The sequence below is a fragment of the Inquilinus sp. OTU3971 genome, assembly GCF_038440215.1.
On the sequence record NZ_JASATH010000021.1, the window covers coordinates 18952 to 40044 of the forward strand.

At 69.3% G+C, this 21093-nt stretch carries 18 protein-coding genes; 14 read left to right on the forward strand and 4 right to left on the reverse strand.

Annotation, left to right across the window (positions count from 1 at the left end; all coding sequences use genetic code 11):
• Positions 1-123: 123 nt before the first annotated feature.
• From AAHM41_RS07800 to AAHM41_RS07810, 3 genes are read left to right on the forward strand one after another with little or no spacing between them, the layout of a single operon-like run.
• Entirely contained in the window at positions 124-813 is a 690-nt protein-coding gene (locus AAHM41_RS07800) for a FadR/GntR family transcriptional regulator (protein ID WP_342235962.1), read from the forward strand.
• Positions 814-869: 56 nt separating this feature from the next.
• Positions 870-2099 (forward strand): TIGR03862 family flavoprotein, encoded by a 1230-nt coding sequence (locus AAHM41_RS07805; protein WP_342235963.1) that lies wholly within the window; start codon positions 870-872, stop codon positions 2097-2099.
• 35 nt (positions 2100-2134) lie between these two features.
• Positions 2135-2902: an enoyl-CoA hydratase-related protein gene (locus tag AAHM41_RS07810; RefSeq protein WP_342235964.1), complete on the forward strand. Its 768-nt coding sequence runs from the start codon at positions 2135-2137 to the stop codon at positions 2900-2902.
• A 98-nt stretch (positions 2903-3000) separates the two neighbouring features.
• Here AAHM41_RS07810 and AAHM41_RS07815 read toward each other — a convergent pair whose 3' ends face one another.
• Positions 3001-4173, reverse strand: coding sequence for a fumarylacetoacetate hydrolase family protein (locus AAHM41_RS07815; protein ID WP_342235965.1), 1173 nt, complete (start codon positions 4171-4173; stop codon positions 3001-3003).
• A gap of 147 nt (positions 4174-4320) precedes the next feature.
• Complete coding sequence (locus AAHM41_RS07820; RefSeq protein WP_342235966.1) at positions 4321-5850, reverse strand: UxaA family hydrolase; 1530 nt, start codon at positions 5848-5850, stop codon at positions 4321-4323.
• A 240-nt stretch (positions 5851-6090) separates the two neighbouring features.
• On the opposite strand from AAHM41_RS07820, the gene AAHM41_RS07825 reads away from it, so the two are divergent.
• The 6 genes from AAHM41_RS07825 (at position 6091) to AAHM41_RS07850 (ending at position 12740) form a co-directional block, all read left to right on the forward strand.
• Entirely contained in the window at positions 6091-7221 is a 1131-nt protein-coding gene (locus AAHM41_RS07825; RefSeq protein WP_342235967.1) for a sugar ABC transporter substrate-binding protein, read from the forward strand.
• Between the two features lie 16 nt (positions 7222-7237).
• Positions 7238-8788: a sugar ABC transporter ATP-binding protein gene (locus AAHM41_RS07830; protein ID WP_342235968.1), complete on the forward strand. Its 1551-nt coding sequence runs from the start codon at positions 7238-7240 to the stop codon at positions 8786-8788.
• Entirely contained in the window at positions 8785-9849 is a 1065-nt protein-coding gene (locus tag AAHM41_RS07835; RefSeq protein ID WP_342235969.1) for an ABC transporter permease, read from the forward strand. The genes AAHM41_RS07830 and AAHM41_RS07835 overlap by 4 nt, the downstream gene beginning before the upstream one ends.
• Positions 9850-9859: 10 nt before the next feature.
• A complete protein-coding gene (locus tag AAHM41_RS07840; RefSeq protein WP_342235970.1) occupies positions 9860-10810 on the forward strand; it encodes an ABC transporter permease in 951 nt (316 codons plus the stop codon).
• Between the two features lie 117 nt (positions 10811-10927).
• Positions 10928-11848, forward strand: a complete 921-nt coding sequence (locus AAHM41_RS07845) for an SMP-30/gluconolactonase/LRE family protein (protein WP_342235971.1) — start codon at positions 10928-10930, stop codon at positions 11846-11848.
• A gap of 13 nt (positions 11849-11861) precedes the next feature.
• The gene (locus AAHM41_RS07850; RefSeq protein ID WP_342235972.1) at positions 11862-12740 is read left to right on the forward strand and encodes a DMT family transporter; all 879 of its coding nucleotides are present in this window, start codon (positions 11862-11864) and stop codon (positions 12738-12740) included.
• 3 nt (positions 12741-12743) lie between these two features.
• Here the strand turns inward: AAHM41_RS07850 and AAHM41_RS07855 are convergent, their stop codons facing one another.
• Positions 12744-13427, reverse strand: coding sequence for a GntR family transcriptional regulator (locus AAHM41_RS07855; RefSeq protein WP_342235973.1), 684 nt, complete (start codon positions 13425-13427; stop codon positions 12744-12746).
• A 137-nt stretch (positions 13428-13564) separates the two neighbouring features.
• On the opposite strand from AAHM41_RS07855, the gene araD reads away from it, so the two are divergent.
• Genes araD through AAHM41_RS07870 form a run of 3 tightly spaced genes read left to right on the forward strand, consistent with a single transcriptional unit; the run spans position 13565 to position 17030 of the window.
• Entirely contained in the window at positions 13565-15307 is a 1743-nt protein-coding gene (gene araD / locus AAHM41_RS07860; RefSeq protein ID WP_342235974.1) for an L-arabinonate dehydratase, read from the forward strand.
• 11 nt (positions 15308-15318) lie between these two features.
• Positions 15319-16287, forward strand: a complete 969-nt coding sequence (locus tag AAHM41_RS07865; protein ID WP_342235975.1) for an SMP-30/gluconolactonase/LRE family protein — start codon at positions 15319-15321, stop codon at positions 16285-16287.
• Positions 16288-16310: 23 nt separating this feature from the next.
• The gene (locus tag AAHM41_RS07870) at positions 16311-17030 is read left to right on the forward strand and encodes a ribonuclease activity regulator RraA (protein ID WP_342235976.1); all 720 of its coding nucleotides are present in this window, start codon (positions 16311-16313) and stop codon (positions 17028-17030) included.
• Between the two features lie 119 nt (positions 17031-17149).
• Here AAHM41_RS07870 and AAHM41_RS07875 read toward each other — a convergent pair whose 3' ends face one another.
• Complete coding sequence (locus tag AAHM41_RS07875; RefSeq protein WP_342235977.1) at positions 17150-18085, reverse strand: 2-hydroxyacid dehydrogenase; 936 nt, start codon at positions 18083-18085, stop codon at positions 17150-17152.
• 388 nt (positions 18086-18473) lie between these two features.
• On the opposite strand from AAHM41_RS07875, the gene AAHM41_RS07880 reads away from it, so the two are divergent.
• Positions 18474-19868, forward strand: a complete 1395-nt coding sequence (locus tag AAHM41_RS07880; RefSeq protein WP_342235978.1) for a glycosyltransferase family 2 protein — start codon at positions 18474-18476, stop codon at positions 19866-19868.
• A 109-nt stretch (positions 19869-19977) separates the two neighbouring features.
• Positions 19978-21087 carry an SPFH domain-containing protein gene (locus AAHM41_RS07885; protein ID WP_342235979.1) on the forward strand — a complete coding sequence of 370 codons (1110 nt, stop codon included), beginning with the start codon at positions 19978-19980 and terminating at the stop codon, positions 21085-21087.
• Positions 21088-21093: the final 6 nt, after the last annotated feature.

Consider the following 21093-nt stretch of genomic DNA (forward strand, 5'->3'; position numbering starts at 1 on the left):
TCAGGATTATTCTTTAACCAATTAAAGATTGGTTAGCAGCCCGGGAGTTTCCGGTCAATCCTCGACTTGACCGTACCGGCCGGAATTCGCTAAGCCTGAACCAATATGGAAATTGGTTTGACCATGTCACTCGATCAGGACCAAGGCCAGGGGGCCCTCACCCAGCTCCGCGCCTATCTCGCCCAGCAGGCCCTGCCGACCGACGGCAGGCTGCCGCCGGAGCGCGAGCTGTGCGAGACCCTGGGCCTCTCCCGCGGCGAGCTGCGCAAGGGCCTGGCGGCGCTGGAGGCCGAGGGCCAGATCTGGCGCCATGTCGGCAAGGGCACCTTCCTGGGGTCCCGCCCGATCGAGGAGGTCGACGATGCCGCCGCGATCGCGTCGCGCACCTCCCCCGCCGCGGTGATGCGGGCGCGCCTGCTGGTCGAGCCGCAGATCGCGCAGGAGGCGGCGCTGCACGCCTCGGCCGAGGATCTGCGCAAGCTGCGGCTCGTGATCGCCAAGACCCGCACGGCGGAAAGCTGGCGGCACTACGAGACGCTCGACAACCAGCTGCATCGCCTGATCGCCGAGGCGACCCGCAACACCGTGCTGGTGGCGCTGTTCGACCTCTTGAACACGGTGCGGCGGACGGTGGTCTGGGGCCGGCTGCGCGCCGACATCCCCCGGCCGCCGGCCGACCATCACAGCTTCGCCGAGCATGACGCCATCGTCGACGCGATCGCCGAGCGCGACCTGGAGGCGGCGGGCCGCGCCATGCGCCGGCACCTGCGCTCGGTCGAGCGCAAGCTGATCGAGGCGCATCACGACGATTGAGCGGCCGGCGCGGAACAGGACTCGCCAATCCGGCGCAGGCTGCTAGGGTCCGCGCCATGTTGCAAACCATCACCATCATCGGCGGCGGCCCCGCCGGGCTGATCGCGGCGCAACGCCTGGCCGAGGCCGGGCGGCGCGTCACCGTGTACGACCGCATGCCGACGGTCGGGCGGAAGTTCCTGATGGCCGGGCGCGGCGGGCTGAACCTGACCCATTCCGAGCCGCTCGACCGCTTCGTTACCCGCTACGGCGCGGTGCAGGGCTGGATCGAGCCGCTGGTCCGCGCCTTCTCCCCGGACGATCTGCGGGCCTGGAGCCACGACCTCGGCGTGCCGACCTTCGTCGGCTCCAGCGGCCGGGTGTTTCCCGAAAGCCTGAAGGCCTCTCCCCTGCTCCGCGCCTGGCTGGTCCGGCTGGCGCAGCTCGGCGTCGAGGTCCGCACCCGGCACGACTGGATCGGCCTCACCGCCGACAACCGGCCGGTGCTGCGCGGGCTGGAGGGCGAGTTCGAGGCCGGGGCCGACGCCACCATCCTGGCGCTGGGCGGCGCCAGCTGGCCACGGCTGGGCGGCGATGGCGGCTGGGCGCCGATCCTGGCTGCGCGCGGCGTCGCCATCGCGCCGCTGCTTCCGGCCAATGCCGGCGTCGAGATCGCCTGGTCGCCGCATCTGCGCGACCGCTTCGCCGGCACGCCGCTGAAGCGCATCGCCCTGACCTTCGCCGGCCGCACCATGCGCGGCGAGGCGGTGATCGCCGCCACCGGCCTGGAAGGCGGCGCCGTCTATGCGCTCGGGGCCGGGCTGCGCGAGGCGATCGCGCGGGACGGCGGCGCGGTGCTGACGCTCGACCTGCGGCCGGACATGAATGCGGCGGAGATCGCCGACCGGCTGGCCGGCGCGGGCAGCAGCGACAGCGCCCCGAATCGGCTGCGCCGCGCCCTGTCGCTGACCGGCCCGGCCTATTCCCTGTTGCGCGAGGGCTTCGCCGCCGACGCGCTGGCGACGCCGGAGGCCATGGCTGCCGCGATCAAGGCGATCCCGCTGCGTGTCACCGGCCTCCGGCCGCTTGACCGTGCCATCTCCACCGCCGGCGGCATCCGCCTCGACGCCCTGACTCCGGCGCTGGAGCTGAAGGCCCTGCCCGGCGTCTTCGCCTGTGGCGAGATGCTGGACTGGGAGGCGCCGACCGGCGGCTATCTGCTGCAAGGCTGCTTCGCCACCGGCGTCGCCGTGGCCCGGGGGCTGGTTGGGCATCCTGCCTCGACAGAGCCCGGCACAACTGACTAGCCTGCGCCTCTCTCGCATCCTGGAAGGGTAACGCCATGGCCGACCCGGTTTTGACCGGCACCACGGGCCCGGTCGTGACGATCCGGCTCAACCGGCCGGAGAAGAAGAACGCGATCAACCGCGCCATGTACGAGGCGCTGACGGCCGCGCTGCGCGCCGCGGCCACGGCCCGGTCGGTGCGCGTCGTCGTTCTCCGGGGCGGCGACGATTTCTCCGCCGGCAACGACATCGCGGATTTCCTCGCCAGCGGCAAACCGGCCGGGATGCAGCCGGTGCTGGATTTCCTCGATGTCCTGGCCGGCTTTCCCAAGCCGCTGATCGCCGGGGTGCGCGGCGCCGCGATCGGCATCGGCACCACCATGCTGCTGCATTGCGACGTGGTGCTGGCCACGCCCTCGGCCCGGTTCCAGCTGCCCTTCGTCCAGCTCGGGCTGGTGCCGGAAGCCGCCTCCACCCTGCTGCTGCCGGCAGCCGTCGGCCGCCTGAAGGCCGTCTGGTGGCTGCTGACCGGCGAGGGCTTCGACGCCGACGCTGCGTTGTCGGCGGGGCTGATCACCAAGACCGTCGCCGAGACCACGCTCGACGCTGAGCTCAACGCCCTGGCGGCGCGCCTTGCCGCCATGCCCCCGGCCGCTGTCCGCCAGACCAAGGCCCTGCTGCAGGCGCCGCACCGCAACGCCGTGCGCGAGGCCATGACCCGCGAGGTCGAGGCCTTCGGCGCCCAGCTGAAATCCGCCGAGGCCAAGGAGGCCTTCACCGCCTTCATGGAGAAACGGAAGCCGGATTTCAGCCGGTTCGACTAACCACTGACGCAAGGTTGGGTTCGCCTTAACGAACCCAACATCGTGCCAAGGAGACGCCGTGAATGTTGGGTTCGCGAGCCGCGAACCCAACCTACGCTCTACAGCAGCCCGCGCTTCACCAGGCTGGCCATCAGCGCCCGGGCGCCGAAGGTCCAGGGTGCGATCTTGTCGCTGTGGTTCACCCGGTTGACCAGCGTCCCCAGGCTCGGCGTCGAGATGGTGACGATGTCGCCGATCTTGTGGGTGAAGCCCATGCCCGGCGCGTCGCGGTCGTCGGTCGGCGCGAACATGGTGCCTAGGAACAGCACCGCCCCGTCCGGATACTGGTGGTTCGGGCCCAGCATCTGGCCGGCGAGGTCGAGCGGGTCGCGGCTGATCTTGGAGATCGAGCTGTGGCCCTGCAGCGTGTAGCCCTCCGGCCCGTGCACCGCCATCGCCAGGTCGGCCTTGCGGATGTCGTCGATGCCGAAGCCGCCGTCGAACAGCCGGATGAAGGGGCCGATGGCGCAGGAGGCGTTGTTGTCCTTGGCCTTGCCGAGCAGCAGCGCGCTGCGGCCCTCGAGGTCGCGCAGGTTGACGTCGTTGCCCAGCGTCGCGCCCACCACCTTGCCGGTCGGCGCCACCACCAGCACGATCTCGGGCTCGGGGTTGTTCCAGGTCGAGATCGGGAGAATGCCGATCTCGGCGCCGAGGCCGACCGAGGACATCGGCTGGCTCTTGGTGAAGATCTCGGCATCCGGGCCGATGCCGACCTCGAGATACTGCGACCAGGCATTCTGCGACAGCAGTACGTCCTTGATCCGCTGCGCGTCGGCCGAGCCGGGCCGGATCGCGGCCAGGTCGTCGCCGATGATCGAGACGATGCGCTGGCGGATGGCGTCGGCCTTGGTGGCGTCGCCGCGCGCCTGCTCCTCGATCACCCGCTCCAGCATCGAGGCGACGAAGGTGACGCCCGCCGCCTTCACCGCCTGCAGGTCGATCGGCGCCAGCGGCCAAGGCTTCGACGTGTCGCGCGTGGTCTCGTCGGCATTGGCCAGCAGCTCGGCGACGCTGCCGATCACCGCGCCGTCCGCCTTGGCCAGCGCGGCCGGGTCGGCGGCCGAGATCAGGTCGGCGACGGTCGGCGCGGCCCGGGTGATGTCGATCACCTGGCCGCCGCGCAGCGCCACCACCGCCGGCCCCTCGACCCGCGGCAGCCAGACCCGGCCGACCAGCGTGGCGCGGTCGGCATCCGCCGGCAGGCAGGCCGCGACGGAGATGTAGTCCTTCATGGGTGTCCCTTCCCGCTCACACCATTGTCATCACCGGGCTTGACCCGGTGATCCAGAGTCTCTCGAAGACCGCTCCGGCGTCCCCTGGATGCCCGGGTCAAGCCCGGGCATGACAACAGGGGAACAGCCGTCTCCGGCAGCGCGCCGTCACATCACCGCGCCGATCTGCCAGGGCACGAATTCGTTGTCGCCGAAGCCCTGGGCCTCGCTCTTGGTCTGCGCGCCCGAGGCCACGGCCAGGAACATCTCGAAGATGCGGCGGCCGGCCTGCTCGATGGTCTCGTCGCCGTCGATGATGGTGCCGCAGTTGATGTCCATGTCCTCCTCCATGTGCCGGTACATGGTGGAGTTGGTGGCGACCTTGATGCAGGGCGCCGGCTTGAAGCCGGAGACCGAGCCGCGGCCGGTGGTGAAGCAGACGATCTGCGCCCCGCCCGCCACCTGGCCGGTGGCCGAGGCCGGGTCATAACCGGGCGTGTCCATGAACACGAAGCCCTTGGCCGTCATCTGCTCGGCGTATTTGTAGACCTCGACCAGGTTGGTGGTGCCGCCCTTGGCCGCGGCGCCCAGCGACTTCTCCAGGATCGTGGTCAGGCCGCCGCGCTTGTTGCCGGGCGACGGGTTGTTGTTCATCTCGCCGCCGTTGCGGCTGGTATAGCCTTCCCACCACTTGATCCGGGCGATCAGCTTCTCGCCGACCTGGCGGTTGACCGCGCGCCGGGTCAGCAGGTGCTCGGCGCCGTAGATCTCCGGCGTCTCCGACAGCACGGCGCTGCCGCCATGGCGGACGAGGAGGTCGACCGCGGCGCCCAGCGCCGGATTGGCCGAGATGCCGGAATAGCCGTCCGAGCCGCCGCATTGCAGCGCCACCATCAGCTCGCTGGCCGGCACGGTCTCGCGGCGCGCCTTGTCGGCCTCCGGCAGCATCTCCATCACCCTGGCGATGCAGTGGTCGACCGTCTTCCGGGTGCCGCCCAGATTCTGGATGTTCATGGTCTGGAACAACGGCCCGCGCTCGATCTGGTAGGCGTCGAGCAGGAAGTCGATCTGGTTGACCTCGCAGCCCAGGCCGATCATCAGCACACCGGCGAAGTTCGGATTGCGGGCATAGCCCCAGAGCGTGCGCTGCAGGTTGTCATAGCCCTCCCCCGAATCCGCCATGCCGCAGCCGGTCGAATGGGTGATCGCGACCACGCCGTCGACATTCGGGAACTGCTCGAGCACGCCGGAGCGCTCGAAATGCGCGGCGATCATCCGGCTGGTGGTGGCCGAGCAGTTCACCGACGACAGGATGCCGATGTAGTTGCGGGTGCCGACCCGGCCGTTGGCCCGGCGGAAGCCCTGGAAGGTGGCGCGTTCCGCTTCCGGCACATAGTCGGTCGGCTTGGCGTCGGCGCAGAAGGCGTAGTCGCGCTCGAAATCGCCCATGGCGCAGTTCTGGACATGGACATGCTCGCCGGTGCCGATCGCCTCAGTGGCGAAGCCGATGATCTGGTTGTAGCGGCGGATCGGCTCGCCCTGCGCGATCGGGCGGGTCGCCATCTTGTGGCCGGCCGGGATGTGACCGGCGGTGGTCACTCCCTCCTCCGGGATCGGCGTGCCCGGCGTGATGTCGGCGCGGGCGAGGACGACGTTGTCGTCGCGGTTCAGGCGGATGAAGAGGCTGGGGCTGGGCATCGGTTTTGCACGCGTTCTTGGGCTTGCCTGGCGGATCTTGGGCGGCCGCTACTTTACGTCGGACTTTTGGGCCGCGCCATCCTCCTGAAGAGATGGGAACGACGCCAGCCGGAGGGATACCGGCGCATTCAGTCTGATGAATTGACGGTGGAAGAGAATTCAGCGCAACATCGTACCTGAAAGAAATGTCGGACGAGTTTGAATCGTTCGCGGGCACCAGACCCATTCAGGGAGGACCCTATGCTGCTTCACCGTTTCGCCGCGGTCGCCGCGGCTGTCATTCTGTCCACCACGGCCCTGACCGCACCCGCGGCCGCGGCGCCGAAGACGGTGGATGGGCCGGGCTATCTGCCCGGATGCTTCGCGCCCTGGGCCAAGGACACCAAATTCTTCAAATGGGATGCCCGCCCGGGGCCGTACCGCATCGCGCTGGTCAACGGCTTCGTCGGCAACATCTGGCGCATCCAGATGATCCAGACCGCCAAGGCCTACGCCGCCCTGCCGGACGTCGCCAAGGACATCAAGGAGTTCAAGGTCGTCTCCACCGGCACCGACGCGGCGGCGCAGCTCGGCACGATCGAGGACTTCATCAACCAGGGCTTCGACGCCATCGTCACCATCGCGGTCAGCCCGACCGGCTTCGACCGGGTGATCAAGCTGGCCAACCGCAAGAACGTCGTGCTGGTGCCGTTCGACAACGTCCTCGACACCACCGAGGTGATGCAGATCAACGAGGACCAGTGGGAAATGGGGGTGATGTCGGCCAAGTTCCTGATCGACCACATCCCCAATGGCGGCAAGATCCTGGAGGTGCGCGGCCTGCCCGGCAATTCGGTCGACCGCGACCGGCATGAAGGCTTCCAGAAGACGATGAAGGAGGCGGGCAAGCCCTTCGACATCGTCGAGGTGGTCGGCAACTGGGCGCCGGGCGATTCGCAGAAGGCCACCGCCGACGCGCTCGCCGTGCACGGCCATTTCGACGGCATCTTCACCCAGGGCGGGTCGAACGGCACGGTGCAGGCGCTGATCGACGCCAAGCATCCCTTCGTGCCGATGGCCGGCGAGGGCGAGAACCTGTTCCGCCAGCAGATCGCCCAATACCAGGGCCAAGGGCTGAAAGGCCTGTCCTACGGCCAGTCCCCGGCCCTCGTCGCCATCGCCACCAAGGCGGCGATCGCCGCGCTGAAGGGCGAGACGATGCCGCAGATGGTGTCGATCCCGATCCCGGTCGCGGACTACAAGACGCTGAAGGACGGCGAGAACTACTGGTCGGAGCTGACGGTCGACTTCTTCGCGCCGAACGCGTTCGAACCCTGCGGCATCACCTTCACGGCGCCGCAGATCATGGCCCAGAGCGCCGAGAACAAGTAAGGCGGTGGCGTCGGAGATGACCGTCGCCGCGGACACGCCGCCGCTGGTGCGCCTGACCGGGGTCAGCAAGCATTACGGCGGCGTGCACGCTCTGCGCGAGGTGGAGTTCGCGGCCCGGGCCGGGTCGATCCACGGTGTCCTGGGCGAGAACGGGGCCGGCAAGAGCACGCTGATCAAGATCATCGCCGGGGTGGTGCAGCCCAGCGCCGGCGAGATGCTGATCGACGACCGCCCGGCCAGCTTCGCCTCGCCCCAGGCGGCGAACGCGGCCGGCGTCGTCTGCGTGTTCCAGGAGTTGTCGCTGCTGCCGGACCTGTCGGTCGCCGACAACATCTGCATCACCCGGCCGCCACGGCGCCTCGGCCTGATCGACCACCGGGCCCAAAGGCGGCGGGCGGAGGAGCTGCTGGCGCGGATCGGCTGTGCCGACATCGACCCGCGGCTGCCGGTCAAGGCGCTGCCCCTGTCGCGCCGGCAGATGGTCGAGATCGCCAAGGCGCTGGGGCGCGACCCGCGCCTCTTGATCCTCGACGAGGCGACCTCGGCCCTGACGGCGGCGGATGTGGAGAAGGTCTATGCCCTGCTGCACCGGCTGCGCCGGCAGGGGCTGGGGATCCTCTACATTTCCCATCGGATGCCGGAGATCAAGGCGCTGTGCGACACCTGCTCGGTGTTCCGCAACGGCCGGCACATCGACACCTTCCCCTCCGGCGCGCGCAGCGACGACGAGGTGGTGCGGATGCTGATCGGCCGCGAGATCCACAATGTCTACCCGCCGAAGCCGGTCCGGACCGAGGCGCCAGCGCCGGTGCTGGAGACCCGCGGCCTGCGCTGGGGCCAGCGCCTGACGGACATCTCCCTGACCGTCGGCCGCGGCGAGATCGTCGGCCTCGGCGGGCTGGACGGCCAGGGCCAGCGCGAGCTGCTGCTGGCCCTGTTCGGCGTGCTGCGCGGGGTCGAGGGCAGCGTGCTGGTCGACGGCCGGCCGGTGCGGATCGGCAGCCCGAGCAAGGCCAAGAGCGCCGGCATCCGCATGGCGCTGATCCCGGAGGACCGCAAGACCGAAGGGTTGCTGCTGCCGATGTCGGTGGGCGAGAACATCACCCTGGCGGCGCTGGGCGGCATGACCCGGGGCGGCGTCATCGACCGCAAGCGCGAGAGCGACAGCATCGCCCGCATGGTCGAGGCGCTGCGGATCAAGATCGGCTCCGCCGACGCCGCGGTCGGCACCCTGTCCGGCGGCAACCAGCAGAAGGTGGCGATCGCCAAATGGCTGCTGACCGAGGCCCGCATCGTCCTGCTGAACGACCCGACCCGCGGCATCGATGTCGGCACCAAGCAGGAGATCTACCAGCTGCTGCACGATCTCGCCGCGGCCGGCACCTCGATCCTGTTCTACTCGACCGATTATGACGAGCTGATCGGCTGCTGCGACCGGGTGCTGATCCTGTATGGCGGGCGGGTGATCCGGACGTTGGAGGGCGAGGCGATCACCGAGACCAACATCGTGGCCAGCGCCCTCAACCTCGAGACCAATGGCCAAGCGGCGGAGACGATGCCGGCATGACCAACCTGCTCCACCGCCTCTCACGCCAGGGCGGGCTGCTGATCGCCATCGCCCTGTTCGTGCTGTTCTACGGCCTCTACTCCTACCAGCATCCGCGCGGCGGCAGCGCCGACCTGATCGTCCAGAACGCCAACGAGACCCTCACCCTGGCCCTCGTGGCGATGGCCCAGACGGTGCCGGTGCTGCTGGGCGGGCTCGACCTCTCCGTCGGGCCGCTGATGACGATGGTGAACTGCCTGGCCTCGCATCTTCTGACCGGCAGCGGCTGGGAACTGGTCTTCGGCATCGTCCTGTGCCTCTGCGCCGGCCTGCTGGCCGGCTTCGTCAACGGCGCGCTGGTCGTCTATGGCCGGATCCAGCCGATCATCGCCACGCTGGCGACCGGGGCGGTGCTGATCGGCATCGCCCTGTTCCTGCGCCCGACCCCCGGCGGCGCGGTCGACAGCGACCTGTCCTGGGCCGCCACCAACACGCTGTTCGACGTGGCCGACACCTATGGCTGGTGGGGCGGCGACCTGCCCGGCTGGTTCCAGGCGATCCAGTCGATCCCGGTGCCGGTGATCCTGATCGTGCTGGTGGTGCTGCTGGTCTGGCTGCCGTTCAAGAACTCGGTGACCGGGCGCGGCTGCTACGCCATCGGCTCGTCCGAGCAGGCGGCCTTCATGTCCGGCGTCGCCATCGACCGGTCGAAGCTGGCGGCCTTCACCCTGGCCGGGCTGTTCGCCGCGATCGCCGGGATCTACCTGGCGCTGCAGACCGGCAGCGGCAACGCCGACATGCCGATGGCCGGCGGCTACACGCTCAACTCGATCGCCGCGGTGGTGATCGGCGGCACCTCGCTGTTCGGCGGGTCGGGCGGCGCCGTCGCCTCGATCATCGGCGTCATGGTGCTGCGCGCCATCTCCTTCTGCTTCCGCGTGGTGCCGGAGGACAGCATCGTCGGCTTCCTGGCCAACCCGCTGCTGCAACCGCTGTCCGAGGGCATCATCCTGCTGGCCGCGGTCTCGCTGGGCGCCGCCCGGGTGTTCACGGTCAAGAACCGCCTGCAGCTGTTCGGGTAGCGGAGGACCGATGCAAACCTATCTCCGCTCCATCGACCGGCCGATTCTGGTGGCCTGCGGCTTCGTCATCCTGATCCTGGCGGCGGGCACCGCCTACACCGCGATCACCCAGGGCACGGCCACCTTCCTGTCGCCGACCTATCTGCTGCAGCAGCTCAAGGTCGCCTCCTTCCTCGGTGTCGTCGCCGCCGGGATGATGCTGGTGATCCTGATGGGCCATATCGACCTGTCGGTGCCTTGGACCGTCGCCGCCTCGGGGATGCTGGCGACCGCGATCGGCGGGCCCGAGGCGATCCCGGTCGGCCTCGCCGTCGGCGCCCTGGTCGGGCTGTTCAACGGGCTCGGCGTCGCCTTCCTGCGCGTGCCGTCGATGATCTTCACCCTCGGCGTCAACACCGTGCTGCGCGGGCTGATGGTGATGCTGACCGGCGGCTTCTCGCCGACCACCATGGCCACCCCGCCGATGCAGTTCCTGGCCAAGACGGAGGTGCTGGGGATCCCGATGGCGGTGTTCGTCTGGGCCCTGTTGTCGCTCGGCATCGTCTTCCTGCTGACCCGCACGCCGATGGGCCGCTACATCTACGCCATCGGCAACCGCGAATCCGCGGCCTATCTGTCCGGCGTCAACACCCGGCTGGTCATCCTCGGCGCCTTCACTTTGTGCGGGCTGTGCTCGGCCGTGGCCGGCATCCTCCTCTCCGGCTATTCCAGCAAGGCCTATCAGGCGATGGGCGACCCCTATTTGCTGCCCGCCATCGCCGCGGTGGTGATCGGCGGCACCAACATCCTGGGCGGCCAGGGCCGCTATGCCGGCACCGTGGTCGGCACCATCCTGATCGTGCTGCTGCAGAGCGTGCTGTCGGTGATGCAGATGCCGGAGGCCGGGCGGCAGATCATCTACGGCCTGGTGATCATCCTGATGCTGGTGCTGTACGGACGGGGCGGCCGGTCGGCGGCCTGACCGATTTTTCATCCGCCGAATCGTTGACGGCCCTTTCGCCGGGCGCAACACTCCGGCCAGTTATGTCCGATCAATGGGACCGTCCGGGCCAAGCCCGGGCCAAGGGAGGAAACCGGGATGCTCGACCCCTGTTTCGAGGTGCTGGACAAGCGCTTCGCGGGCTATGTCATGGGCAATGTCCATATCGACGTGCTGGCCAGCGACATCGGCCTGCGCTGGTCGGAAGGGCCGGTCTGGTTCGGCGACGGCCGCTACCTGCTGTGGAGCGATATTCCGAACAACCGCATCATGCGCTGGGACGAGACCGACGGCAGCGTCAGCGTCTATCGCAACCCGTCGAACTACACCAACGGCCACACCCGGGACCGCCAGGGCCGCCTGGTGTCCTGCGAGCATGGCGGCCGCCGGGTCAGCCGCACCGAACATGACGGCCGCGTCACCGTCCTGGCCGACAGCCACAACGGCAAGCGGCTGAACTCGCCGAACGACGTGGTGGTGAAGTCGGACGACACGGTGTGGTTCACCGACCCGTCCTACGGCATTCTGTCGGAATACGAAGGCCACCAGTCCGAGCCCGAGCAGGATGGCTGCCACGTCTACCGCTTCGACCCGAAATCGGGGACGCTGAAGGCGATCGCGACCGATTTCGACAAGCCGAACGGCATCGCCTTCTCGCCGGACGAAAAGCTGCTCTATGTCGCCGACACCGGCGCCACCCATACCCCTGACGGACCGAAGCATATCCGCCGCTTCCAGGTCCGCGACGACGGCACGCTGGCCGGCGGCGAGGTCTTCGCCGACTGCACCTTCGGCCTGTTCGACGGCTTCCGCCTGGACCATCACGGCAACATCTGGACCAGCGCCGGCGACGGCGTGCATTGCTACGCTCCGGACGGCGCGCTGATCGGCAAGATCAAGGTGCCGGAGGTGGTAGCCAATGTCTGCTTCGGCGGCGTCAAGAAGAACCGCCTGTTCATCTGCGCCACCACCTCGCTGCGCTCGGTCTACCTGAACACGCGGGGCGTGCAGACGCCCTGACGCCCCGCAGCCCATGACCGCCCTGCCGCGGACCGCGGCCACCCCCGCCGCCGGCATGCTGCTCATGCTGGCGGCGATGGGCAGCTTCACCGCCATGGACACCGTGTCCAAGGTGCTGACCGACGACTACGACCCGGTCCAGGTGACCTGGGCGCGCTACACCTTCCATGCGCTGCCGATGCTGCTGATCGCAGGCCCGGCCAGCATCCGGCGGATGGTGGCGACGACCCGGCCGGCGTTGCAGCTGGCGCGCGCCCTGGCGCTGCTGGCCTCCGCCGTACTTGCGATCGTCGGCTTCAGCCTGATGCCGCTGGCCGACCTGTTCGCGATCAACTTCATCGCACCGCTGCTGGTGATCGTGCTGTCGGTGCTGTTCCTGGGCGAGCATGTCGGCCCGCATCGCTGGGCCGCGGTGGCGGCCGGCTTCATCGGCATGCTGATCATCGTCTGGCCCAGCGGCGACGGCGTCGGGGTCCTCGGCGGCTTGGTCGCCTTCGGGGCGGCGCTGTTCTGGGCGATCGGCTTGGTCGCCACGCGGCGCCTGGACGGCGAGGATCCGCGCACCACCCTGTTCATCACCGCGCTGGTCGGGACGGTGCTGCTGAGCCTGGCGCAGCCCTTCGTCTGGACGCCGCCCGACGCCGCCGGCTGGGGCCTGATGCTGGCCATCGGCCTGCTGGGCCTGCTGTCGCACACCCTGCTGATCGCCGCCTTCGGCCAGGCCCCCGCCTCCACCCTGGCGCCGTTCCAGTACAGCCAGCTGATCTACGGCCTGGTCTTCGGCTGGGTGGTGTTCGGCGACGTGATCGGCGCCCGCCCGCTGCTGGGCTGCGCCGTCATCGTCGCTGCCGGCGCCTATGTCTGGTGGCGCGAGCAGAGGATTCTGGACTGAGTCCTACCCCCTCACATAATCCGGGAAGCGGGCGCGGATCTCGTCGACTTGGGCCAGCGTCCCGGACAAGTGCTGCCGCAGCGCCTCCTCCGCCCGGCCCGCGTCGCCCGCAGCGATCGCATCGAGGATCAGGCCGTGGTCGTCCAGGATCGACTGGGCCTTGCCTGGCGCCGGCAGATGCAGCCGCCGCAACCGGTCGAGATGGCCGCTGCGGTTGCGGATCAGGGCCCACAGGTCCGGCACCTCCGCCGCCTCGCAGAGCTGGCGGTGCAGCGACTGGTCGGTCTCGGCGAAGGCCTCGAAATCCTGGGCGTCGAGCATGCCGCGCTGGCGGGCGATCAGCGCCTGCAGCCGCGGCACGAAGGACCGATCCTCGCGCTGCGCCAGGCTGCGCACCACCTCGAGCTCCACCGACCGGCGCAGGAAATGCGCCTGCCGCGCCGCCGGCAGGTCGATCGGGCTGACCACGGTGGCGTGCTGCGGGAAGATGTCGACCAGCCCCTCCTCCGCCAGGCGCAGCAGGGCGTCACGGATCGGCGTCTGGCTGACCCCGAACTGCGCCATCAGCTCGTTGCGCGCCAGCAACGAGCCCGGCGCCAGGGCCAGCGCGATGATCTGCCCGCGCAGCCGCTCATAGACCTGCGGCGCCGCCTGCCGGGCGCGGTCGAGCGGAATCGCCATGGTCATGTTGCGAAGGATCCTCGTTCGCGTCTCTGCCGACGATGATCATACCCGCCTGGATGCCGGTGCACTAATGCATTAGTGTGGCGACGACCCGAGTCCATCCTGCCCCAGCCACCGATCCCTCCAGACGGCAGCGAGCCATGACCGACACGCCCCGCAAGACGCCCGACACCCTCCGCAGCGCCCGCTGGTTCGCGCCCGACGACCTGCGCGCCTTCGGCCACCGCTCCCGCGCCATGCAGATGGGCTACGGGCCCGACGACTGGGTGGGCCGGCCGGTGATCGCGCTGATCAACACCTGGTCCGACGCCAATCCCTGCCACGCCCATTTCAAGCACCGGGTCGAGGATGTGAAGCGCGGCGTGCTGCAGGCCGGCGGCTTCCCGATCGAGCTGCCGGCGCTGTCGCTGTCGGAGAGCTACGTCAAGCCGACCACCATGCTGTACCGCAACCTGCTGGCGATGGAGGTGGAAGAGCTGCTGCGGTCCCATCCCGTCGACGGCGCGGTGCTGCTGGGCGGCTGCGACAAGACCACCCCCGGCCTGCTGATGGGCGCGACCAGCGCCGGGCTGCCGACGATCTACCTGCCGGCCGGGCCGATGCTGCGCGGCAACTGGAAGGGCAAGGTGCTCGGCTCCGGCTCCGACGCCTGGAAGTTCTGGGACGAGCGCCGGGCCGGCAACATCAGCGACCAGGACTGGCTGGACATCGAGGGCGGCATCGCCCGCAGCTACGGCCACTGCATGACCATGGGCACGGCCAGCACCATGACCGCGATCGCCGAGGCGATCGGCATGACGCTGCCCGGCGCCTCCTCGATCCCGGCCGCGGATGCCGGCCACATCCGCATGTCCTCCGCCTGCGGCCGCCGCATCGTCGAGATGGTGTGGGAGGACCTGGTCCCGGCCCGGATCCAGACCCGCGCCGCCTTCGAGAACGCGATCGTGGTGGCGATGGCGATGGGCTGCTCGACCAACGCCATCATCCATGTCGTCGCCATGGCGCGCCGGGCCGGCCACGACATCGGCCTCGACGATTTCGATGCCGCCAGCCGGGAGGTGCCGGTGATCGGCAATGTCCGTCCCAGCGGCGACCAGTACCTGATGGAGGATTTCTTCTACGCCGGCGGCCTGCCGGCGCTGATGACCCGGCTGCGCGACCACCTGAAGCTCGACGCGCTGACCGTCAGCGGCCGGACGCTGGGCGATAACATCGCCGGCGCCGAGATCTACAACGAGGACGTGATCCGGCCGATCGACAACCCGGTCTATGCCGAGGGAGCGCTGGCGGTGCTGCGCGGCAACCTTGCGCCGGACGGCTGCGTCATCAAGCCCAGCGCCTGCGAGCCGCGCTTCCTGAAGCACAGCGGCCCGGCCCTGGTGTTCGACGACTACCCGGCGATGAAGGCGGCCATCGACAGCGACGACCTCGACGTCACGCCGGACCATGTGCTGGTGCTGCGGAATGTGGGTCCCCAAGGCGGACCGGGCATGCCGGAGTGGGGCATGCTGCCGATCCCGAAGAAACTGGTGAAGCAGGGCATCCGCGACATGGTCCGCATCTCCGACGCGCGGATGAGCGGCACCAGCTACGGCGCCTGCATCCTGCACGTCTCGCCCGAATCCTATATCGGCGGGCCGCTGGCGCTGCTGCGCACCGGCGACATCGTCACCCTCGACGTCGCCGCCCGCCGCATCGGCATGGAGGTTTCGGACGAAGAGCTGGCGCGCCGCCGGGCCGAGTTGCAGCCGCCGCAGCCCCGCTACGAGCGCGGCTATGGCTGGATGTTCAACCGCCACATCCGCCAGGCGCATGAGGGCTGCGATTTCGACTTTCTCGAGACCGGCTTCGGCGCCCCGGTGGGCGAGCCCGACATCTTCTGAGGAGACCGGCGATGAGCGGACAGGATGAGGTTCGGGGCGGATGGGCGCCCTCGCCCCGGTATCCCGACCCGGCGGTGCAGGTGCTGGACCCCAGCTTCGCGCCCTATCGGATCTTCAGCGCCGCGGTGGAGCGCATCGCCACCGGCTGCCGCTGGGCCGAGGGACCAGTCTGGTTCGGCGACCACCGCAGCCTGCTGTGGAGCGACATTCCGAACGACCGGATCCTGAAATGGGACGAGGAGACCGGGGCGGTCAGCGCCTTCCGCAAGCCGTCCAACAACGCCAACGGCAACACCCGCGACCGCCAGGGGCGGCTGGTCACCTGCGAGCATCTCGGCCGCCGCGTCACCCGCACCGAGTATGACGGCACCATCACCGTGCTGGCCGATAGCTTCGACGGCAAGAGGCTGAACTCCCCGAACGACGTGGTGGTGAAGTCCGACGGTTCGGTCTGGTTCACCGATCCGCCCTTCGGCATCACCGGCAACTATGAGGGCCGCAAGGCGGATCCGGAGCTGCCCGGCAACGTCTACCGGATCGATGCGGAGACGGGGGCGCTGACCGTCGTCGCCGAGGACGTCAAGGGGCCGAACGGCCTGTGCTTCTCGCCCGACGAGGCGATCCTCTACCTCGTCGAATCCCGCGCCGTGCCGAACCGGCTGATCGTCGCCTATGACGTCGTCGACGGCGGCCGGCGCATCGCCAACCGGCGGGTGGTGATCGACGCCGGCCCTGGCACGCCGGATGGCATGCGCGTCGATGTCGACGGCAACCTCTGGTGCGGCTGGGGCATGGGCAGCGACGAACTGGACGGGGTGATGATCTTCAACCCCGACGGCAAGCCGATCGGCCGGATCGCCCTGCCCGAGCGCTGCGCCAACCTGTGCTTCGGCGGCGAGATGCGCAACCGCCTGTTCATGGCCTCCAGCCAATCCGTATACGCGCTCTATGTGGGCACCCAGGGCGCCGTCGGCGGCTGACCCTTCCGAACGAGGATGATCGAATGACCGGATTGAAGCCCGAGACCCGGGACAAGCTGAAGACCGTCAGCACCGCCACCCTGACCACCGCCCTGTTCAAGCGTGGCCTGCGCAACCAGTTCATCCAGGACGTGCACCCGCTGAACCCGGCGGGCGCGCCGATGGTCGGCGAGGCCTTCACCCTGCGCTACATTCCGGCGCGCGAGGATCTGAACCCGCTCAGCGTGTTCCAGGACCGCGCCCATCCGCAGCGCAAGGCTGTCGAGGATTGCCCGCCCGGCGCCGTCTTCGTCATCGACAGCCGCAAGGATCCCCGCGCCGCCTCGGCCGGGTCGATCCTGGTGGCGCGGCTGATGAAGCGCGGCGTCGCCGGCGTGGTCACCGACGGCGGCTTCCGCGATTCGCCGGAGATCGCCAGGCTCGACATCCCTGCCTATCACAACCGCCCGGCGGCCCCGACCAACCTGACCCGCCACCAGGCGCTGGACATCAACGTGCCGATCGGCTGCGGCGACGCGCCGGTGTTCCCCGGCGACATCGTGGTCGGCGACGGCGAGGGCGTGGTGATCATCCCCGCCGGCATCGCCGACGAGATCGCCGACGAGGCGGTGGAGATGACCGCCTTCGAGGATTTCGTCACCGAGGAGGTGATGAAGGGCCGCTCGATCCTTGGCCTCTACCCGGCGACCGAGGAGCAGACCAAGCTCGACTTCGCCGCCTGGCGCAAGGCGAACGGCCGCTGAGGCCAGATTCCCTCTTCCATCGTCATCCCCGCGAAAGCGGGGATCTCTTGCCGTTCGAGGTGTAACGAGATTCCCGCTTTCGCGGGAATGACGAGTTTGGTTGGACGTGAGGCTGCCGGTCACACCACCGGCGTCAGCAGCGGCTGGCCGGCGAAATGGGCCAGCAGGTTGCGGACGACGAGGTCGGCCATGGCGTTGCGGGTCTCGACCGTGGCGCTGCCGACATGCGGCTGCAGCACCACATTGTCGAGGCCGTACAGCGCCTCCGGCACCTTCGGCTCGTATTCGAACACGTCGAGCCCCGCGGCGCCCAGGCGGCCCTCGACCAGGGCCGCGACCAGCTCCGGCTCGTCCACCACCGTGCCGCGGGCGATGTTGACCAGGATGCCCTCGGGACCCAGCGCCTCCATCACCGCCCGGTTGACGATGTGGTGGGTCGCGGCGCCGCCCGGGCAGCACAGCACCAGCACGTCGCTGTCCCGCGCCAGGGCCACCAGGTCCGGATAGTAGGGAGAGTCGATCTCTGGCTTCGCCCGCGGCCCGTGCCAGGCGATCGAGAGGCCGAAGACCTTCGCCCGCTCCGCCACCGCCTGGCCGATCCGGCCCATGCCGACCACGCCGAGGCGCTTGCCGCGCAGGCTGCGGGCCAGCGGCAGGCCGCCCTGGGTCCATTTGCCGGCGCGGACGAAGCGGTCGCCGACGCAGAGCCGGCGCGCCGTCGCCAGCATCAGCAAGAGGCCGAGATCCGCCACCTCGTCATCGAGCACGCCGGGGGTGTTGGTGACGCGGACGCCGCGGCTCTTGGCATGGGCTGTGTCGACCTTGTCGTAGCCGACGCCGAAATTGCCGATGATCTCCAGCGCCGGGAACCGGTCCATGAGCTCTGCCGAGACACCGGGGCCGGTGACGATGCCGCGGACCTCCGGCGCCACGCGCTTGATCAGCGCCTCCCGATCCTCGGCCTCCCACAGCCGGTGCACAGTGCAGTTCGCCTCCAGCTCGGCGAAGGGGCCCGGCATCAGGCCGGCCAGGGCGAGGACGACGGGTTTGGTCATGGTGGCGGTTTCCTCTTGCGCCCCCGGGACGGCGGGCCGGTGCCCAGCCTATCGTACAAGTCCGACGATTCAAGGCCTTCCGACGGCCGTTTTCACCGGCCGCCCGATGGCTGCCATGCTGGCGCCACGTTCCGCTGCGCTTGATGTCGCATGGGTGCCGATACGGTACTATGACGGAACAACGACATGAGTCGGCTGTTTTGAGTTCTGAATATACGCAAGAAAAGGCCGGGCCATCTTGACCCCCTTGGAGATCTTCGAATTCAGCGTCTACGGTCTACTGGCCATCGCGCTGACGCTATTGTGCCTCCTGTCATGCAATCTCCTCTGGCTCGCGATCACCTTCTGGCGGCATCAGTCGCAGGGGCAGAGCCTGCCGAATCAGGGGATGGCCCCGACCCCGGACGCTGACCTGCCCAGGGTCCTGATCCAGATTCCGGTGTTCAACGAGCGGCACGTGGTGCGCCGCATCCTCGGCGCCGCCGCGGCCCTCGACTGGCCGCTGGACAAGCTGACGATCCAGCTGCTCGACGACAGCATCGACGAGACCCGCGAGATCGCCGAGGCGGCGGTGCAGGAGCTGTGCGCCGCCGGCGTCGACGCCCACCGGCTGCACCGGGTCGACCGCACCGGCTTCAAGGCCGGGGCGCTGCACGCCGGGCTGGGCGTCACCGACCACCCCTATGTCGCGATCTTCGACGCCGACTTCATCCCGCGGCCGGACTTCCTGCGCCGCACCGTCGGCGTGCTGGAGAACGACAAGCGCCTGGCCTTCGTGCAGGGCCGTTGGGAGCATCTGAACGGCGACGAGAACCGCCTGACCCGCGCCCAGACGCTGATGCTGGACGCGCATTTCGGCATCGAGCAGCCGGCCCGCAGCATGACCGGCCTGCCCCTGCCCTTCAACGGCACCTGCGGCATCTGGCGCCGCGCCGCGATCGAGGATGCCGGGGGCTGGAAGGCCGACACGCTGACCGAGGACCTCGATCTCAGCCTGCGCGCCCATCTCAAGGGCTGGCGTGCCCGCTACCTGTCCGACATCACCGTGCCGGGCGAGCTGCCGTCGAGCATCGCCGCCTGGCGGGTGCAGCAGTTCCGCTGGACCAAGGGCTTCGCCCAGGTCGCCTGCAAGCTGCTGCCGACGGTTTGGCGCTCCGCCCTGCCGCGCAAGACCAAAATCGTGGTCAGCCTGCAGCTGCTGCAGTGCCTGTTCTACCCGCTCGGCGCGCTGGCGATGGCGAACACGCTGATGTTCCTGAGCGTCGGCTTCGACCAGCCGGTGGCGCTGACCGCCCTCGGCGTGGTCTCCACCGTGCTCGGCATCTCCGGCACCGCTGCCTTCCTGATCTCCGGCCGCTGCGCCGTGCGGCGGGAGCGGCTGGGCCAGGCCGCGATGGACATGCTGGCCACCATGGCGCTGAACGCCGGCCTGTCGCTGTCCAACTCGGTGGGCGTGATCGAGGCCTTCATCGGCCGGCGCAGCGGCTTCGTGCGCACACCGAAGAAGGGCAGCTCGCGCCGGTCCGGCTACCGCAGCGGCGCCGGCAGCGGCATCCCCGAGACGGCGGTGGGCGTGGTGCTGCTGGGCATGGTGCTGACCGACCTGGCCTGGTACCTGCCGTTCCTGGTCGTCTCCGGCACCGGGCTCTTGATCATGGGCACCGCGCTCCTGGCCGAGCGCTACGACCTCAGGCTCGACCCGCGCGCCCTGCCCCGCACCATGCCGGGCGTGAAGCTGGCGCCGCCGGCGGCCCGCGCGCCGCAGCCGCACTCGCGCAGCTAGCATCGCGGCGGGCCGGGGCGATCCGTCCCGGCCCGCCTCTTTTTCGTCGCAAGCTGATACTATCGTTCCCGCGCGATCCGGCCCATGAGGCCCGCGGATGGAGGGGACCATGGCCCTGTGGGACAAGATTGCCGGCGAATTCATCGACATCATCGAATGGACCGATGATACCCAGGACACCATCGTCTACCGCTTCGAGCGGCACAACAACGAGATCAAATACGGCGCCCAGCTGACGGTGCGCGAGAGCCAGGTCGCGGTCTTCGTCAACGAAGGCAAGGTGGCCGACGTCTTCCAGCCCGGAATGTATACGCTGGAGACCCAGAACCTGCCGATCCTGTCGACGCTGCAGGGCTGGAAATACGGCTTCGCCAGCCCGTTCAAGGCCGAGGTCTATTTCCTCAACACCAAGCGGTTCACCGACCTGAAATGGGGCACGATGAACCCGGTGATGCTGCGCGACCCGGAATTCGGGCCGGTGCGGCTGCGCGCCTTCGGCACCTACGCCATCCGGGTCAAGGACCCGGCCGCCTTCATCCGTGAGATCGCCGGCACCGACGGCCGCTTCACCACCGACGAGATCACCGACCAGCTGCGCAACCTGATCGTCACCAGCTTCGCCGGGGCGGTGGCGACGTCGGGCATCCCGGTGCTGGACCTGTCGTCCAACTACGACAAGGTCGGCCAGGTGATCCGCGACGCCATCCAGCCGGAGTTCGACGCCTACGGCCTGGAGGTGGCGACGCTGCTGGTCGAGAACGTCTCGCTGCCCGAGGAGGTTGAGCAGGCGCTGGACCGCCGCAGCAGCATGGGCGTGGTCGGCGATCTCGGCCGCTACACCCAGTTCCAGACCGCCGAGGCGATCAAGGCCGCTGCCGAAAACCCGGGCGGCGCCGCCGGCATCGGCATCGGCATGGCGACTGCGGGCGGCCTCGCCTCCGCCATGGGCGGCGCGGTGCGGCAGGGCGCCCAGCAGACCCCGGCCGCCGGGTCGGCACCACCGCCTTTGCCCGGAGCCGAGGCCTATCACGTCGCCATAGGCGGCAAGCAGTCCGGCCCGTTCCCGGCGGCCGAGCTGCAGGGGCTGGTGCGCGACGGGCGCCTGACCCGCGACAGCCTGGTCTGGACCCCGGGCATGGCGAGCTGGAGCAAGGCCGGCGAGGTCGCTGGCCTGGCCGCGCTGTTCGCCGACCAGCCGCCGCCGCTGCCGCCGGCCTGATCCCGG

What these genes read in the sequence shown, in the direction of transcription:
- AAHM41_RS07840 (WP_342235970.1), top strand. Translation starts at nt 9,860, where the DNA reads ATGCAAACCTATCTCCGCTCCATCGACCGGCCGATTCTGGTGGCCTGC.
- AAHM41_RS07875 (WP_342235977.1), bottom strand. Translation starts at nt 18,085, where the DNA reads ATGACCAAACCCGTCGTCCTCGCCCTGGCCGGCCTGATGCCGGGCCCC.
- AAHM41_RS07865 (WP_342235975.1), top strand. Translation starts at nt 15,319, where the DNA reads ATGAGCGGACAGGATGAGGTTCGGGGCGGATGGGCGCCCTCGCCCCGG.
- AAHM41_RS07820 (WP_342235966.1), bottom strand. Translation starts at nt 5,850, where the DNA reads ATGCCCAGCCCCAGCCTCTTCATCCGCCTGAACCGCGACGACAACGTC.
- AAHM41_RS07845 (WP_342235971.1), top strand. Translation starts at nt 10,928, where the DNA reads ATGCTCGACCCCTGTTTCGAGGTGCTGGACAAGCGCTTCGCGGGCTAT.
- AAHM41_RS07825 (WP_342235967.1), top strand. Translation starts at nt 6,091, where the DNA reads ATGCTGCTTCACCGTTTCGCCGCGGTCGCCGCGGCTGTCATTCTGTCC.
- AAHM41_RS07835 (WP_342235969.1), top strand. Translation starts at nt 8,785, where the DNA reads ATGACCAACCTGCTCCACCGCCTCTCACGCCAGGGCGGGCTGCTGATC.
- AAHM41_RS07850 (WP_342235972.1), top strand. Translation starts at nt 11,862, where the DNA reads ATGACCGCCCTGCCGCGGACCGCGGCCACCCCCGCCGCCGGCATGCTG.
- AAHM41_RS07855 (WP_342235973.1), bottom strand. Translation starts at nt 13,427, where the DNA reads ATGACCATGGCGATTCCGCTCGACCGCGCCCGGCAGGCGGCGCCGCAG.
- AAHM41_RS07805 (WP_342235963.1), top strand. Translation starts at nt 870, where the DNA reads ATGTTGCAAACCATCACCATCATCGGCGGCGGCCCCGCCGGGCTGATC.
- AAHM41_RS07800 (WP_342235962.1), top strand. Translation starts at nt 124, where the DNA reads ATGTCACTCGATCAGGACCAAGGCCAGGGGGCCCTCACCCAGCTCCGC.
- AAHM41_RS07880 (WP_342235978.1), top strand. Translation starts at nt 18,474, where the DNA reads ATGGCCCCGACCCCGGACGCTGACCTGCCCAGGGTCCTGATCCAGATT.
- AAHM41_RS07885 (WP_342235979.1), top strand. Translation starts at nt 19,978, where the DNA reads ATGGCCCTGTGGGACAAGATTGCCGGCGAATTCATCGACATCATCGAA.
- AAHM41_RS07870 (WP_342235976.1), top strand. Translation starts at nt 16,311, where the DNA reads ATGACCGGATTGAAGCCCGAGACCCGGGACAAGCTGAAGACCGTCAGC.
- AAHM41_RS07815 (WP_342235965.1), bottom strand. Translation starts at nt 4,173, where the DNA reads ATGAAGGACTACATCTCCGTCGCGGCCTGCCTGCCGGCGGATGCCGAC.
- araD (WP_342235974.1), top strand. Translation starts at nt 13,565, where the DNA reads ATGACCGACACGCCCCGCAAGACGCCCGACACCCTCCGCAGCGCCCGC.
- AAHM41_RS07830 (WP_342235968.1), top strand. Translation starts at nt 7,238, where the DNA reads ATGACCGTCGCCGCGGACACGCCGCCGCTGGTGCGCCTGACCGGGGTC.
- AAHM41_RS07810 (WP_342235964.1), top strand. Translation starts at nt 2,135, where the DNA reads ATGGCCGACCCGGTTTTGACCGGCACCACGGGCCCGGTCGTGACGATC.